Source organism: Paenibacillus sp. FSL H7-0942, assembly GCF_045040715.1.
GTDB classification, from domain to species: domain Bacteria; phylum Bacillota; class Bacilli; order Paenibacillales; family Paenibacillaceae; genus Paenibacillus; species Paenibacillus amylolyticus.
This window is the reverse complement of record NZ_CP150279.1, coordinates 717,503-734,080: the sequence shown is the minus strand read 5'-3', so window position 1 is coordinate 734,080 and position 16,578 is coordinate 717,503. Positions and strand designations below refer to the sequence as shown.

Here is a 16,578-nt window from a genome sequence, read left to right as displayed (position 1 = left end):
CGGTTTTTCATATGTTTTTCGTATATATATCTTCTTTTTACTTTGAGCCTTGTGGCTGCGGTGGAGCATCTGCATCTTCGGGTACAATTAAACGTTTGCGTAAAGCAAGCGTCGTTACCCACGAGACCAATGCAATGACAAACATAATCACAAACAAGGAATGCAAGCTTCCTTCCAGCACGTTACGCAGTAGCGCCCATTTGTCATCAGATAGGGCAGCATCCGTATGTGGTGCGAGCAGTTCGTTCAGATCACTCTCCGAAATTCCCGCCTCCGCCAGATTCTGTTCACTGGATAACGTGGAGATCCGATAGTTTAACCAAGTGCCAAAAGCCGCTGCACCAATCGTCTGTCCCAACGTACGCATGAACGTGTGCAATGCCGTAGAGGAGCCACGCTCCTTATATCCTACAGAAGACTGCGCAATAATGGTGAAGATTGTAAAAGCAAAACCGAAACCAAGACCATAAATAAAGGTCAATACAAATAGCACAGCCTGCGGGGATGTCCCGCCAACCAGAAAGAGTCCACCCGATCCAATCGCAATACCGGTTAACCCAATCAATGCGGTCATACGTGATCCAATTTTCATTAACAGACGGCCTGCCATCACACTACCAATGAGCCAACCCACCGACATCGGTGCGAGCAGCAGCCCGGATTCCGTCGCATTACCTCCCCGAACCCCCTGCACCCAGAGCGGCAAATAACTGGTCAGGCCGATCATCAAAGTACTGGTCAGCAGTCCAGCGATATTCGCCACACGGATGTCCCGAATTCGGAACAGATGTAGTGGAACCATTGGAGCCTGAGCTCTTTTTTCCACCACGAAAAATAAAATGATAAACAGAGCGGCGACCACACTCAGCACAACAATCAACGGAGAACTCCAGGCATAATATTGCCCACCCGCCGACAGGACAAACAACAATGCGGTAATGCCCACCGTGAAGGTCATCGCACCAACATAGTCAATTTTGGCTGTACGCGGAGAGATATCTTCCTTCAGATAACGAAATACAAACCACATCGCAAGCAGACCAAATGGCACATTAAAACCAAAGATCCACTGCCAGCCGAGATTATCTACAAAATAACCGCCAAGCAGCGGTCCCGCCAGAGAGGAAATGCCCCACACGGAGCTAATCCAGCCTTGGATTTTGCCACGTTCTTCAATGGCGTAGATGTCCCCAATAATCGTAAATGTAACAGGAACTACTGCACCCGCACCGATCCCTTGAATGGCACGAAAAATAATTAATTGCTCCATGTTCTGCGAAAGACAGCACAAGAGTGAACCCAGTAAAAATAAGGCACAGCCGATCAGAAATACAGGCTTTCGTCCATACAGGTCACTGATTTTACCGAAAATGGGCGTACTCACAGCCATCGTCAACAGGTATGCCGTGAAAATCCAGCTCAGCAGCTGTACACTCCCCAGCTCACTGACAATGGTCGGCCCTGCCGGACCAATTACGGTGCCTTCAATTGCTGACAGAAATGTCGCGAGCAACAGCCCCGTCAAGATGAAACTGCGCTTCAAACCTCCAGTTGCATTCACACAAACCCTTCTCTCTTCATTCTCTATATAATTGGTACGTTAATTTACACCTCTACTACGAACCAGCACAAACTTCCGATGTAGCTTTCTTTCAGAAAGCTTTAAAGGCGAACGCTTCGCTTCTCCAGCTTTGTTCTGTTTCTTCGTTTACGTGTATTTAAAAAAAATCATATATTCTCTCTTTTATTTACCTTTCTTGCGAAGGAACTCATCATACAACATGGAATACATTACCATATCCTTGTATCCGGTGGACGTATGTTGCACCTGTCGCAGCAATCCTTCCCGCGTGAAGCCGCGGTTCGTCAGGAAATCGCCGGACGCCAGATTACGCGGATCAACCAGCGCTTCAATTCGATTAAGACCCATGGTCTCATATCCAAAGGGCAGCAATGCGGAGAAAGCCTCCGTCATATAACCATGTCGCCAATAATCACGTCCCAGCTCATAACCGATCTCACCCCGGAAGGCGCCTTCAAGCTGCCATGTGTTAAAGCCACAGCTGCCGATGAGCTTGCCTGTTTCTTTGAGTTCGATCCCCCAGCGGATCGCATCCTCTTCTCCTGCCATTTGGTTGAGCAGTCCAATCATGTCCGCCGCTTCGCTTGTCCCAATCATGGGTGCAAGATTCATGTAACGGGTCACCTCGCGATCTGACCAGCATGCGAACATCTGAGCCGCATCCCGGCGACGCATTTTACGCAGACGAAGCCGCGCAGTCTCCATTTCGGGAATTCTTCCTTTGCATTTATACATATAAAGACACTCCGATCCGATCTATCTCCGCAGACCATAATATTCACTAGTCATCTAATCATAACCTGCGCCGAATGGCAACTGTTCAGTCATGCACACACGTCAAAAAACCGGGCCAATTTCGCTCCCGGTCTTGTTGTACGTATGGAACAATTCAAGTTTGAGTGAATTACGGAATCATGGCTTGTCCTAATGAATTTTAAGCTTTGGACGTTTTCTTGCCCTTTCCCAGTAATTCATCGCTAACCCGGCCAAACACAGCCGTGATTTCCTTGAATTCTTCGATGCCAGTCCCGGTCAGGCTCCATTGGTCCCCGTGGGCGGTCAGGAAGTTCTCCTGTGTCAGGTGTTCAAGCTCCTGCTTGATCTCCCGCTCTCCAACGCGATATCCCCGTTCTTCCAATAGGGGCAGTGCCTCGCTAACGTTCAAATCCTGATTTTGCGCGAAATATAGTAGATGAATCCGTACAAAAAGATTCTGTACCTCTGCATGCATAAGCCAAGCTCCTTCCCGGGTTATAGCCCTCCGTGGTTGCTAAGTAATTACCCCACGTAAGAAGCTGAGAAACAGGAGGATTCTTCAGGTATTCCCTTCCCTTTCCGAAATCCTCCGCTTGACTAACCGCATCCTCTGCACTATCTTGAAAATAAGTACCATTTTGCTCGGGAGGGTGATTTACCATGTTTCAAGCTGTTTCCTATGAAGGAACACGAAGTGAGCAGCACACCGCCGTCCTGGGACAGTTAAGTGCTCTGATCCGCGATGAACCTAGTGCGATTGCCAATCTGGCCAACGCTGCTGCGCTGCTCAATGTATTTATGACCGACACCAATTGGGTCGGCTTCTATCTGTATGATGGAAAAGAACTGGTTCTCGGGCCATTCCAAGGACTGCCTGCCTGTATCCGAATTCCATTGGGACGTGGTGTATGCGGCACATCTGCTGCGGAAAAACGTACCCTGGTCGTTGATGATGTTCATGCCTTCCCAGGCCACATTGCCTGTGATGCAGCATCGAACAGTGAGATTGTCGTACCTATTATCAAAAACGGCGAACTGTACGGGGTGCTGGATATCGACAGCCCGATCAAAAACCGTTTTGACGACGAAGACCGCGTCTTCCTGGAGAAAGCCGTAAGCCTGCTCACAGAGCAGTTGGAGGCAACCATACCCCTTTAGGAAATGATGAATAAGGTGATCGGAGTCTCATCACACACGATGATGAAGAACCCGTAATAACAAAGAGCGCAGTCCTCTCAGAGGTCTGCGCTCTTTGTTATCCATTATGATTCACACCCATGTTCTTGCTCGCCCATGTTACTTTATGCATCTAGGATAAATCATGTTCCGCTTTAATCATCATCCCATCCCGCAGGAATTCAGCCAGCCTCGGGTGGTAACCATCATACATCTGACGGAAATTTTTATGCTCTACATACAGATTGGCCAAATCCCGATAGATCTCAGCGGTGGGTGTATAATAACCTTTGATCCATTCAAGATGCCTGCCAATAATCTGTTGTACTTTTGCACTACCGGGCTCCAATCCGTCCTCAATGGCCTGTTGCAAGTCCAGATGAACTTGATCAATTTTCGCCTGGGAATCCAGATAATCTTCTTTTGACTTCAACTCCTGATTTTCAGGTAATGTGGATGAATTGGAAGATTGGATGTCGGACCTCTGAGCACCGTCTGTCTGCACATGGTTCATATCATTAGTGACTACAGCTTCAGAACCCGATTCATTCAGCAACTGGTGACGCCCCTTATTTACAAAACCGATATAAAGATCATGTTCATCAATTTCCTGTTCACCTTGCAAATGAGAGATCGTTTTGTCCAGTGTCTGAATCAATCCATGCAGACGGAGTGCCTTCTCCAGAATATCAATGCGATGTTGCTTCATGATGCGTATGACATCCTGAGGATTATCCCGTAGCATCGGGGCAATCTCATTCTCCTTCATACCTACTTCCTTACAGAAAAGGATTTGCTGGAGTCTCAACAATTCCTGCTTTTCATAATAGATGTCCTCATCTATATCCCCAAAAGCCGGATTCAGAAGACCTGTCTCCGCATACTGGCTCAGTTCGTTCAGACTTACGCCTGACATTCCCGATACGTCAACCATGGAATATGCCATTTGAATACACCTCCTGCCTGTCCTGCAACTCCAGAGTTCAGGCTTAATTCATACTGCATTTTATTTGAATAATGAGAGAATATAAGACTTTCGGCAATGCTGTACCGCTTCATTCCGCTCGTGCTCTGGATGGGTACATCATGCTTCAGTGATATGAGCGGCGTTTGGTCAGTTATGTTGCGGTATGTTAACTATGTTATACCCGTCTCATCAGATGTGAACCCGCAGTCGGCGAAGAATCCGCATGTATTTTTGAAAACTTTTTCCATGATCTTCATATAAAAAAACCTGTGCCATTATTCTGGCACAGGCGTGTGTGATTATGTTTTCATTGGAATACGGTATATCGAGTAAAATAATGGAAGAGAATCACCCTTTGTTAAACATAACAAATTTCAATTCTGTCATTTCCTCTACAGCATATTTTACACCTTCACGTCCGATACCACTCTGTTTCACCCCACCATAGGGCATATGATCCACTCGGAACGTCGGAATATCATTAATCATAACTCCGCCTGCTTCAATCTGATCGACAGCATGGAGGGCGGTATGGATATCGTTTGTAAATACGCCTGCCTGAAGCCCGTATATCGAATCGTTAACATGTTCAATACCCTCTTCAACGGAATCTACCGTATTGATCACAACGATGGGTGCAAACACTTCCTGACAGGATACCTTGGCATCACGCGGAACGTTAATCAATACCGTTGGACGAAGAATGCCTCCTTCAGCTTGACCGCCTGCTGCCACCTCAGCCCCTGCCTGTTTGGCTTCTTCAATCCAGTCGAGTGTACGCTGTACATCCTTGGAGGTAATCAGCGCAGAGACCACCGTATCCGGTCTCAGCGGGTCTCCGACCACCACTTGTTTAGCCGCTTCAGCGAAACGCCGAATGAACTCATCCGAAATATCACGATGTACGTAAATCCGCTGTAGCGAGATACATACCTGTCCCTGATACGTGAAAGCACCGGTCACACATCGAGGAACCACTTTGTCCAGATCTGCGTCCTTATCCACAATCACCGCTGCATTCGACCCTAGCTCCAATGTCACGCGTTTTAGTCCTGCTTTGCTACGAATGCTCGTCCCTACCGCTGGACTGCCTGTAAACGTAATATGAGCAACACGGGGGTGCTCCACAAGCACATCACCAATGGTTTTGCCATCACCACTCACCACGTTCAGTGCACCATCCGGCAGTCCGGCTTCCTGAAGCAGATTAGCGATGTAATAGGAAGACAGAGGCGTCTGTTCCGCAGGTTTGAGTACGATCGTATTGCCCGCTGCCAGCGCTGGGCCTACTTTGTGGGCTACCAGATTCATTGGAAAATTAAACGGCGTAATCGCACCGATGACACCTAGAGGTTGCCGCATCGTATAACCGATACGTCCTTCTCCACCTTTGGCTGCATCCATCGGAACCGTCTCTCCGGTCAGCCGCTTGGCTTCCTCAGCGGCAAAACGATATGTTTCCACCGTCCGGTCAACCTCGGCCAGTGCTGCCGTAATTGGCTTCGCCGCTTCAAGCGCAATGATTCGCGCTGCTTCTTCCTTGCGTTCTTCAAGCATGGAGGACAACTTGTACAGAATATCTGCACGCTGATGTGCAGGCATCTGGCGCATTGCCTTCCCAGCTTGAACCGCAGCTGCAACAGCAGCCTCCGCTTCCTCGGCTGAAGCCGAAGAGACTTCTGCCAGCGTTTCCCCGGAGTATGGTGCTTGAAGTGTTTTATAATCTACAGATTCGGTCGGTTGGCCACCGATAAACAGATGTTGTTTTTTCATATGCTGCATCCTCCATCCTTTTAGAGCCTATTGAACTTAAGAATATTACACTGCCACTTCGATGACAGAACAACCATAGTCTCATGTAAAAGTTCAGTTCAATTTATATAATCTATTTATACACTATTTCCGTGCCATCAACCCACTACGGTATTCGGCAATCATAGCTTGTAACGTGCCTGATGAGCCATTGTGGCAATCTTGAGCTATTGCATTATAAAGGATTTCACAACCTATTTAACCGTCAGGACGGGGCATTCTGCATGTTTTAACACGCTATGACTGACACTGCCCACGATCATCTCTGCGATCATACCTTTCCCAGCCGCGCCCATCACGATCATTCCACAATCTCGTTCACGCGCCACACGGCAGATCTCATTAACGGGATCACCTGCAATCAACAGCGTTTCATATGCAATGTCACGCCCGGACAACTGATTAGTCACCGGTTCTATAATATGTTGCCCTTCTTCGGCAATCCGAGCTTCCAGATCAACACCCAATGCAGGTTCATTGATAGAGATAGCCGGATTCACATGCACGATCAACAGACTTGCGGGTTGTTTCATATTTTCAGCCAGGATCAGTGCTTGCTCCAAAGCCTTATGCGCATGATCCGAACCATCAACAGCAACCAATATACGTTTCAACATTGCAATTCCTCCTGTGAATTAATGAGATGTAATGGCGGAATCGATATCCCGCAGATGATGACGGCGCACCAGCAGTACCACGACTCCAACCAGAACCATTAATGCACCAAAATAAAACGGCGTTTCCGGCAGGAACCACTCGGACAATTTACCCGCAAGCCATGGAGCAAGTGCACCACCCAGGAAACGAACGAAGCTGTATGCAGCAGAAGCAACAGAACGCTCTACAGGTGCAGCTTCCATAACAGCCGTTGTAATTAACGTGTTGTTAATCCCAAGGAAAATCCCCGCTACAATGACTGCCACAATAACGGTAGTTGGTGAACCCATCACCGTACCTACTGCCATAACAACCAGATCAATCGCGAACAATGTAAGCATGACACTCATGGACGGAACCGATCCGAATCGGCGTTGTAATCTTGGTGCCACGAATACCGACGTAATCGCCAGCATCAGTCCCCAGCCAAAGAATACATAACCCAAGCCGTGCTCATCCAGATTCATGACATATGGTGAATAAGCCATCAAGGTAAAGAAACCAAAGTTATACAGGAAGGCGGTAATCGCCAATGTTTTCAGTGAAGGATAACTTAATGCTTTAAACGGATCGGACAAAGAACTGCGTGTTTTCGGTTTGGCCATCTTGGGCAACATAAATGTAATGCTGATAAAGGCAATCGCCATCAGAACAGCCACCCCATAAAACGGGCCACGCCAAGAGATGGAACCTAGCTCACCACCAAGCAGCGGTCCAACCGCAATCCCGAGACCAAGCGCTGCTTCGTACAAAATAATCGCTTTGGCTGTCCCCGACGTGGACAGTCCCACAATGGCAGATAACGCCGTTGCGATGAACAAGGCATTACCCAGTCCCCAACCGCCACGGTAACCAACCAGTGCACCTACCGTGTCTGAGGTACCGCCGAGGAACGAGAAGATAATAATCAACAATATACCGCTGAGCAGCGTCCACTTCACACCAATCCGGCTGGATACGACACCTGTAATCAGCATCGCTACCCCGGTTACAGCGTTATAACTGGTAAATAGCAGTGACACCTGGCTTTTCGAAGCATGCAACTGATCTGCAATGGCGGGCAGAATCGGGTCAACCAGACCCAGACCCATAAAAGATATGATACATGCAAAAGCAACCGCCCATACCGCTCGCGGCTGGGATAACAGGCCCCCACGTGATGAAGGCAATTCGTCCGGTAATGATGGCTCTCTTTTCATACGTAATTCCTCCTGTGAATAATTTATGTGGTGAAATTTTTCATTTGAAAACAACCGTGAAAATAATGAAAACATTCTATACATTTTCAGAATTAGAGGTAACAAAAAGGCACAAATGACACCGAAACATCCGGTGTTTGTACAGGATCGCCACAGGTACTATGGTGCTCACTCCATGTAGCGATTATGTGTATACAGTTTTGTTTATTTGAAAATAGATACTAATTCGGTTAGCCGTCTTCATCACCCTGCAGATCATGTGCCTGTAACTTCTGAATACCGCTCCGAACGCGTTCACGCAGCTCTTCCAGTTCAGTCTGTACGGCATGTATGCTCTGAAGTTTCTGCTCAATCAGTTGCAGCTGACCATCCAGCGTTGTTTCCATCGCGGTAAGCTTCTCGATCCGTTCTCTTACTTCGGTCGTCTGCTGGTAGTCAAAACGTTGTTCGTTCAAGGCATCTGCTGTTGCCACATAGGTATGTAACTCCTGAAGGGAGAATCCAAGTACCTCTTTGGCGCGAACCACCTTTTTCAGATAATCGATATCCTCCCGAGTGTACAACCGCGTACCGCCATCTGTCCGCTGAGGTGAAGGCATGACACCAATCTCTTCATAATACCGAATGGTTCGCTTGGTCAAACCACATTCCTTGGCTGCGTCGTCGATTTTATATAAACTCATTCCTTCACCTCTACTTCTTTTTATATGTCTATAATGTTATGTACATAATTATATATAATATTAACGTTAACGTCAACGTTAGATTTTGTGTATGAAGTCTTAGCGAGTTTAACATCCTCTTCGCTTCTCTATCTTCAATTGAATAGGAGATTACCCATTCGTTGAATAGCCGACCTCTCACAACACCCTACGTGTTGTTCAGCATATGGCCGTATTTAAATTTACGTCTTGAGTTGTCAGTAAATACACAGAAAAGAATATGAATCAGATTTTCTGAGGTTAGGTTCGCAATAACCAAAACAGAGAGGGTTCTGAGAACTATCGTGGACGTTGGACGAAGAACCTTTTTAGTGCAGAAGAAGAAACGGCTTATCTGAAAGCGCAGGTAGAATATTTCTAAAAAGCTCAACACGAATTTGCACGGAGAGGGAAGCTGGATTTTGAAGCCCAATGCCAGCCCGTTCAAGGAATAAACAAGTGGGCACTGTGGTTGGGTGTGTAAAATTGCTTAAATTCATCGCGCAGGTCACTACAAACGGATGAAGAGTGTTGTCCTAAGAGAAAAACAAGTAGATTGGGATGCACATATAAAAGCACATATTTTTTTAGGTATTCACCAGCTTCGTCCTTATTCTGGCTACTGACGTATGCGAAACGCGTTAGGAAAGGAAGGCTTCGTGGTGAATCACAAAAAGGTTCGTCGCTTATCGAGAGAACTTCAATTATTTCTATAATTTTCATAATAATATTCTATAGTTAAACCTCCTACTCATCTTTCAATAATTTAAATATATAGTTAGATAACAAAAAGCTTTTTAACTATTGTTCATACTTCCCAAAACTGCCCCATACGATTTATCTTCTAACATAGACTACTCTTTATAAATCTGTAACACTCATTCGTATGTATTTACATATGGAACAGATAAGGACGGAATCAGTAGTACTTCCAAATGACGAAACTTACTATATGATTCAAAGAGCAAGTCAAGTCCTTTACTTTCGAAAAGAACTTGACTTGAGAAGAGAATTTAGATGATTTATATCTTGATGAAAAGGTCTCCTACTACTCTTATAACGATCATTTCGACGAAACTTGTAAACTAGACTTAAGGATGTTTACAGTCACAGCCTTCATAATCTGAACTCACATAAAAACAATTTGTAGTTCCGGATGAATTTTTGCAGCGGTCATAATTATGAACATACCCTATTCCCCAGATATCACAACCGTCTTCACATGTTCTATTTTGGTTACATTTCCCTACATAAGACCAACCACTCGGACACCCAGCCATTCTATTTCCTCCTCTTAATAATAGTTTAATTAATTCAAAGAAACGATATCCCTGTATTCCAATCATAATAATATAAAACTTATACTAGGGATATTCCTATTATATTCCACATTTAAGATTTGGAAATAAATAATATCTAAATCTTTTATAAGTAATTATTTGCATTTTCAATTATTTTTAATTTTCTTCCATTTAGAATGTAAGCAACGTTAGTTTTATAGATTGACGGTTCAACCATAACAGTAGAGGCATGTAATAAATTAATATGTTTAAATTTTTTCTGTTTGGTTTTAAATAACCATTCAGGACCATCAAAGATAACTATTGTGTTTTGAAATGTTCCAATAGCCAACTTTTCTTCAATACTTTGGAATTCCTGCGCTCGATAGTTTAAAAAAATGAAGTTATAAGAATCAGTACTACTTAGGTTAAGTTGAGAAACACATTTGGACAATAACGCCTTCTGCATATCTTTTAAGTTTTGATTAATCAAAATCAAAACAATAATTAATGCAACTAGAACAATACCTATTATTAGAATATTCATAAACTTGGCCCCAGTTTCTTGATTTTTTTCAAAGTATCCCAAATATCAAAAATCACAATAAAAATACTGTACGCCAATAATAAATATAGTGAATGTCTGATGTCTCTTTGTTGATTTGAAATAATGATTTGAACTAACGATAGAACAATAAAAAATATATTTCGCAAAATTGGGTTTTTATTTAGAAAGCTCACTTTCCCAAAACAATTACATGATTCTATTCCGCTTTCACGTTTCTTCCTGTAAGTAATAATTGTGAAAAATATGAATAAACATATTGTTGCAACTTCTTTATATGGATTAAGAACGTGAAATGCATATAGGATTGCTAACAGGAACTCCAATATAATTACAGTGACAGCAGCCACTTGAGCTAAAGATGACGGAACAATGTTGTAACTCTTGATTTCATATGAAAAGTTAAAAATATTTCTTGCTTTGAAATAAAAGGAAACGAAAAAGATAAAAGAAAAAAAATAATCTATAAGAATCAATGTTAATCCCATTATGACCTCCTGTAATCAGATCGAAAGACAAACATACATTTTAGGTTCCACCATAAAAGTTCTCTATTTTGTAACGTGAAAAATTTCAAAAAACAATTTATCTTGAAATTCAGTCGCCTTTGCGTCTAATCATAAAAATCTTCGCTAATCAGAGGAAAACTCTACTGTTAGCATACGTATTACGATTGTATGAAGATAGCTGTTTCTACTAACACTCCAATTAACTGAGCGTTGTTACAGTAAGTAGGCCTTACGTTTATGAATAATCAAAGTATGGTGGTATTGCTAAATTGTAATAATCCAGACCACAAACGTAGCTTTTTATGATAAAGCCTTCTTTATCAATACTGTATAACCATGGTATGGTACCTGTATTAAGTTGTTCTTTCATTGCTTCTGAGCTGAAGGAACAGATTTGATAACTTTTAAAAATGGTTTCTAAAAGTTCTTTCTCTCGTTCTGGAGCATCAATTAAAATAAGGACGTTAGCATCTGTATGTTCTTTACTGAATTCAACCAAAGACTCGAGTGCACTCTCACAAGATCTACAAGACACACTTAATAATAGTATCATTAGATACTCATCTTTAATAAAGTCATATAGATATGTTGTTTTCTCATGAATTAGTACATTCGGCAGCAGTTCACCAACTTGAAGTACTGAGGGTCTATAATTCATTTTTTTAAATGGTAAATTCATGATTAATCCTTCCTTTATTTCAATTTTTATAATTTCAGAATATAACCGCCACCATTTCTGGTTAATAAATATTTAGGTTTTTTTGGATTTTCCTCTATTTTTTTTCTTATTTTTTGTATAGTCATATAAACATTAGCTTCACAACCAAAGCCTTTCCAAACAGATTTCAAGAGTTCGGTTGTATAAACAACACTATTACAATGATTAATGAGAAATTGAAGAACTTGATATTCCCTAGAACTTAAATCAATACATTTATTATTTTTTAAGACAGCTTTTCTGTCAAAATCTAAATGTAATTTTGAAGCATAAATACTTTTTTTTGTATTCAGCAAAACATTTTTTTGAACATTTATTCCAATTTTACCAAGAATTCTAAATGTCTTATCAACACAATTAGTCGAATCATAATACAGATAAATATCCGCTATAGCCCCTAAGTATAAATTTATTAAATATTGCAATTCATGTTCTTTCCTAACCATTGATAAATGAAGAATTATTTTCTCTATTTCACCTAAATGAATTTTTTGCAAATCATCTTTGCTACTAACAGTAATAATAGACGCTCCATTAAATAATGATTGTACATATGCTAGGAAACTTAGGTTATCGGTCCACAATAAAATTTTCATATGAACTCCATTTCTCGGTTGGTACATAGTCATTAGCTTTACATGCATTCCAAAAATCCTAGTAATTAAAGAACACCTGCGGTATATTGCAGGCGTTCTTTCTTAATTTTTATTATCTACACTCGCAATCTTCAAAAGTACTAGTCACATAGTAGCATTTCGTTGTTCCACTTTGAGAGCAACGGTCATAAGTATGCTTATATTGGATTACAAATCCAGCATAAGCGGGATTGTCACAAGAAGATGTACTACAAGAATAGTCAGTACATGTTCCAATACGAGTCCATCCAGAAGGACATGCCATTCTATTACCTCCTCTCATTTATTCTGTCATTTACATTCATAAGTTTATAAAAAAACAATTGTATAAATCTATAAATTTATCCTAAATTTGATTTGGATAATTAAAAATGTATCCCCCTCCTTTTTTAGTGACTAATAGTTCAGGAGACTTAGGATTGATTTCGACCTTGTTTCTGATCTTTTGAATAGTCATGTATACATTTGCTTCGGAAGTTAGCCCTGACCAAACTCTTTTTATTATTTCCTCTGTATTAATAATCTGTCCTTTATTTTCAAATAGAAAATAAAATAGATTAAATTCCTTTTTAGTCATTTCAACTTCGATGTTTCCTTGAATAATCACTGATCTATTCATTTTGTTTATTTGAATCATTTCTTCACAACAAAACGATGAAGAATTAAATTCATTAAATGCAGCTTCTCTTTTTTTTAATTGGTAACGCTGATTCTTCAAGAAATTATGTAATTCCTTATTCCAGTCTTGATCAATAACAATTATATCTATACCTTGTTTCACTTTTCTTCTTAGAAAAATGAAATCATTAATTGAGAAATTTGGACAATCAAGGATGATGCACCTAATGTAGTTCTGATCAACACTTAGAAACGAATGAACATCAGAAACAATAATGAATCCTCCCGTCTCTAATAGTAGTGTGTTAATTTGTGCGGTGTATATAACTGAATAATCCTTCCATATAAGTGTCGACAATAAAATCCCTCCTTTGATTGTAGTCACGACACTCTGTGCGGATTCTGCAATTCTTTGTTTGAAGAGAGAAAGGCAGCAATGATGACATTGTTTATCTTATGGATAAAAATTAAATTTTATATTTATCTTTAATTCATACAAAGAGATTAAGTTTAGGAATCAGTACTAGCATATATTATGAAGCTATATACTAAATCCTGGTTTATACTCTATCAATATATAATAATTAACACATAATTAACAATAAAGTCTATATTTTCAACAAAATAATTAATATTATATAAAATTTAGGGCTTATTTATGTAAGAATGTTTGGTTTCTCCTTATGATGATAATTAAAAACTTAGGAGCGATATTAAATGGAAAAGCCTGAATTCTTGAAAAAATATGACTTAGATATTCTCAAAATTGATGATTTTTTACCAAACATGCCTCTCTCTGACCACACCAACTTACATGACTTAATTGAAGATCATTTAATACTATTTTTAGCAAGCACTCATTGCGACTTGTGTGAACAAACACTAGAAGTTATTGATAAGTATACTGAGATGAATCATGATCTAAATATCGTAGTTCTTTTAGACTCCGATCCATCTAGCATCGGAATGTTAATCAATCACTTTAAAGAAAGGGCTCAATTCTATTTAGTTCCACCTCATATCATGAATAAATACTTGAAAATGAGATTTTTACCTGTTGGTTTCGCAATTGATTGTAATATGAAAATTGTCACTACACATTCTGTTCAAGATATGAATTCATTTCAGGATCTGATAGAACCTTTGCAATTGGAAATTATGAGGTAGATTATGAAGTTTAATTTATTAAAAAAAGAAATTCATCATAATTCTTGGAGATTGTACGTGACAATTCTTGTGTTAGGCTTGTTAACTGCATTGCTTTCTACAAGTCAGATAGAAGTAACAAAACATTTAACAGATACGTTAGTAAGTAATTCAATTAATTCCCAACAAGTTGTTCTATGGATGGGTCTTCTTTTTTCAGTGTATATTGGCATGAATTTAATCAAAGTCATTAATACATACTTTCAAGATAAAGTACGTATTCAAATGAGCTTTAATCTGGACACCATATTCTTAAATAAAATTAATCCACAAACTATTACAAATGTAGAAACGCCTAAGTATCAAAATGAATTGAACATCGCAAAGTATGGATTCGATTCTATATCAGGTTTAACTTTATCTTTTCTACAATTTGTTAGTCTTTTATTCTCCATAACTTTCTATTTCGTTGTTATATTTCAGAAAATTTGGTTTCTTCCCTTTATAATATTATTGCTCAACTTACCTAAATTGCTCACTGAATCTAAATTGGCAGTGAAAGATTATCAATTTGTCGAACAAACTACAGAAGTTTCTAGAAAACGTTCAATCCTTCAAAGCCTCCTCTTAACACCATTAGCTATTAAAGAAATACTGATATTTTCTGCTAAGCCTTTTATACTGAACCATTGGGATCAATCGTATAGAGAAGAAATTATACAAACATTAAAATACAAAAGACATGAGTCTGTAAAAAAACTCATCCTTGGCCTTCAATCTAACTTGGGCCTGCTGTTAAATCAGTCTGTTCTAGTCTTTGCATTAATGAATAAAATAATATCATTCGGAGATTACATTTCACTTTTAGCAGCAATTACAATGATCGAATCCTCATTCTATGGTGTTGCAAGTTATTACAGACAAATTAAGCAATATCATATATCAACTAAGAAATTGGTTGATTTTTTTGGAAAATATTCTAATATAGGTATAGAAAGTAAAGATAGTGTAAGTATAAGATCAAAAGATTTATCCATACAAAACCTTAACTTCCAGTATCCTAACCAAAAATTTAAAACTCTTAATGGAATTCATCTAAATATTAAAAGTGGAGAAAAAATCTCTATTGTAGGCAGTAATGGATCTGGAAAATCGACTTTATCTAAAATTATTGCTGGATTACACGATATTGAAGCTCAAACTGTCTTTATTGGTGGAATAGATATAAAATTGTTAGATTCAACCTCATATTTTAGCAATTTTTCTATGGTAACTCAGGATTTTATGAAATACCCTTTTACATTAAAAGAAAATATCTCTCTTTCTGATAAACCTAATATTGAAAAGATTCTCAGCATTAAAAGAACATATTCAAACCTCATTCCTGATATTGATTTGAATACTGTATTGGGATACGAATATGAAGGTTCTAGACAACTTTCAGGTGGTCAGTGGCAAAAGGTTGCTTTAGCACGAGCATTATATAAAGATTGCGAATTTATGATCCTAGATGAAGCCACTTCCGCGTTGGATCCGGAGTCAGAATTCAAATTTATTAATACGTATATTCAAGAAGAACGAAGAAAAAATTTAATTTTTATCACTCACCGTTTAAATTTATGCAAACTTTTTGATCGAATTATTGTTATGGATAATGGGAGAATAGTAGAAGTTGGTACACATCATCAACTCATGAATTCAAGAGGAACATATTACAACTTATATCAGAGTCAAAAAATGGAGGAAGAATATAATGGGCTTGTTCAAACAACTATTTAAGGATGCTCAACACGGAAGCGAAAATGTAATAGAGTCATTTCGACCAGGAGAAATGTTCCCTCACCATGACCGTCAGCCAAAAAGCAATGTTGTTTTTTTATCCTTAACTTGCCAAGATTGTATTGAGGTCATCACAGCCATACAAAAGGCTAGTACAGCAGAGCACAATAAAGAAAAGATTAATCTAGTCCTATATATCGTTGCTACGGTTGAAGAAGTCAAAGAACTTGATACTTACTATAATTCGAGTTTCACCATATATGCGATTACAAAAAAAGAGCTCGTAGAGAAGTATAAAGTTCCTAGCACGCCCTACTGTTATCACACTGATCAAAATCATCAAGTAATCAGCACAACTGAATTTGACGATGTGAATTCATTTATGAAAATGATAACTGCTTTTGACTTTTGATTGTTCTCATCTATAATTTAGCGGGGTTTTCTTTGAGAAAATATATTTTTCTCCTAGAGCCCGCTT

The 16,578-nt window shown here is 39.9% G+C and carries 17 protein-coding genes; 4 read left to right on the top strand and 13 right to left on the bottom strand.

All coding sequences use genetic code 11. The features are described 5' to 3' along the window. Positions 1–37 precede the first annotated feature (37 nt). From MHI48_RS03410 to MHI48_RS03400, 3 genes are all read right to left on the bottom strand, one after another. The gene (locus tag MHI48_RS03410) at positions 38–1,543 is read right to left on the bottom strand and encodes an MDR family MFS transporter (protein ID WP_405144574.1); all 1,506 of its coding nucleotides are present in this window, start codon (positions 1,541–1,543) and stop codon (positions 38–40) included. Positions 1,544–1,744: 201 nt separating this feature from the next. Beyond that, positions 1,745–2,317, bottom strand: a complete 573-nt coding sequence (locus MHI48_RS03405) for a GNAT family N-acetyltransferase (RefSeq protein WP_036668244.1) — start codon at positions 2,315–2,317, stop codon at positions 1,745–1,747. Positions 2,318–2,516: 199 nt separating this feature from the next. Beyond that, positions 2,517–2,813, bottom strand: a complete 297-nt coding sequence (locus MHI48_RS03400) for a hypothetical protein (RefSeq protein ID WP_036614170.1) — start codon at positions 2,811–2,813, stop codon at positions 2,517–2,519. 185 nt (positions 2,814–2,998) lie between these two features. Here MHI48_RS03400 and MHI48_RS03395 point away from each other — a divergent pair, with 185 nt between their 5' ends. After that, complete coding sequence (locus tag MHI48_RS03395) at positions 2,999–3,496, top strand: GAF domain-containing protein (protein ID WP_036614172.1); 498 nt, start codon at positions 2,999–3,001, stop codon at positions 3,494–3,496. Between the two features lie 151 nt (positions 3,497–3,647). On the opposite strand, the gene MHI48_RS03390 is transcribed toward MHI48_RS03395, so the two are convergent. The 10 genes from MHI48_RS03390 to MHI48_RS03345 form a co-directional block, all read right to left on the bottom strand. Next, positions 3,648–4,460 carry a TipAS antibiotic-recognition domain-containing protein gene (locus MHI48_RS03390; RefSeq protein WP_169482775.1) on the bottom strand — a complete coding sequence of 271 codons (813 nt, stop codon included), beginning with the start codon at positions 4,458–4,460 and terminating at the stop codon, positions 3,648–3,650. A 369-nt stretch (positions 4,461–4,829) separates the two neighbouring features. Continuing rightward, positions 4,830–6,254 carry an aldehyde dehydrogenase family protein gene (locus MHI48_RS03385; protein ID WP_405143003.1) on the bottom strand — a complete coding sequence of 475 codons (1,425 nt, stop codon included), beginning with the start codon at positions 6,252–6,254 and terminating at the stop codon, positions 4,830–4,832. A 233-nt stretch (positions 6,255–6,487) separates the two neighbouring features. Beyond that, positions 6,488–6,910, bottom strand: a complete 423-nt coding sequence (locus MHI48_RS03380) for a universal stress protein (protein WP_036668248.1) — start codon at positions 6,908–6,910, stop codon at positions 6,488–6,490. 18 nt (positions 6,911–6,928) lie between these two features. Next, on the bottom strand, positions 6,929–8,149 hold the full coding sequence (locus MHI48_RS03375) for an MFS transporter (RefSeq protein WP_036614180.1): 1,221 nt from the start codon (positions 8,147–8,149) through the stop codon (positions 6,929–6,931). Positions 8,150–8,379: 230 nt separating this feature from the next. After that, entirely contained in the window at positions 8,380–8,832 is a 453-nt protein-coding gene (locus tag MHI48_RS03370; RefSeq protein ID WP_036668251.1) for a MerR family transcriptional regulator, read from the bottom strand. 1,443 nt (positions 8,833–10,275) lie between these two features. Next, positions 10,276–10,677, bottom strand: a complete 402-nt coding sequence (locus tag MHI48_RS03365) for a hypothetical protein (protein WP_036614185.1) — start codon at positions 10,675–10,677, stop codon at positions 10,276–10,278. Then, positions 10,674–11,183, bottom strand: coding sequence for a MauE/DoxX family redox-associated membrane protein (locus MHI48_RS03360; protein ID WP_036614188.1), 510 nt, complete (start codon positions 11,181–11,183; stop codon positions 10,674–10,676). The genes MHI48_RS03365 and MHI48_RS03360 overlap by 4 nt, the downstream gene beginning before the upstream one ends. 256 nt (positions 11,184–11,439) lie before the next feature. Further along, positions 11,440–11,883: a hypothetical protein gene (locus MHI48_RS03355; protein ID WP_036614191.1), complete on the bottom strand. Its 444-nt coding sequence runs from the start codon at positions 11,881–11,883 to the stop codon at positions 11,440–11,442. Between the two features lie 26 nt (positions 11,884–11,909). Continuing rightward, positions 11,910–12,518 (bottom strand): winged helix-turn-helix domain-containing protein, encoded by a 609-nt coding sequence (locus MHI48_RS03350; protein WP_162158989.1) that lies wholly within the window; start codon positions 12,516–12,518, stop codon positions 11,910–11,912. A 385-nt stretch (positions 12,519–12,903) separates the two neighbouring features. Next, positions 12,904–13,560, bottom strand: coding sequence for a winged helix-turn-helix domain-containing protein (locus tag MHI48_RS03345; protein WP_405142999.1), 657 nt, complete (start codon positions 13,558–13,560; stop codon positions 12,904–12,906). A gap of 332 nt (positions 13,561–13,892) precedes the next feature. Between MHI48_RS03345 and MHI48_RS03340 the strand changes: the two genes are divergently transcribed. From MHI48_RS03340 to MHI48_RS03330, 3 genes are read left to right on the top strand one after another with little or no spacing between them, the layout of a single operon-like run. Continuing rightward, entirely contained in the window at positions 13,893–14,342 is a 450-nt protein-coding gene (locus tag MHI48_RS03340) for a hypothetical protein (RefSeq protein ID WP_405142997.1), read from the top strand. Positions 14,343–14,345: 3 nt separating this feature from the next. Beyond that, positions 14,346–16,100 (top strand): ABC transporter ATP-binding protein, encoded by a 1,755-nt coding sequence (locus MHI48_RS03335; protein WP_036614196.1) that lies wholly within the window; start codon positions 14,346–14,348, stop codon positions 16,098–16,100. Beyond that, the gene (locus tag MHI48_RS03330; RefSeq protein WP_036614199.1) at positions 16,075–16,512 is read left to right on the top strand and encodes a hypothetical protein; all 438 of its coding nucleotides are present in this window, start codon (positions 16,075–16,077) and stop codon (positions 16,510–16,512) included. Before MHI48_RS03335 ends, MHI48_RS03330 begins: the two co-directional genes overlap by 26 nt. The last annotated feature ends 66 nt before the right edge of the window (positions 16,513–16,578 follow it).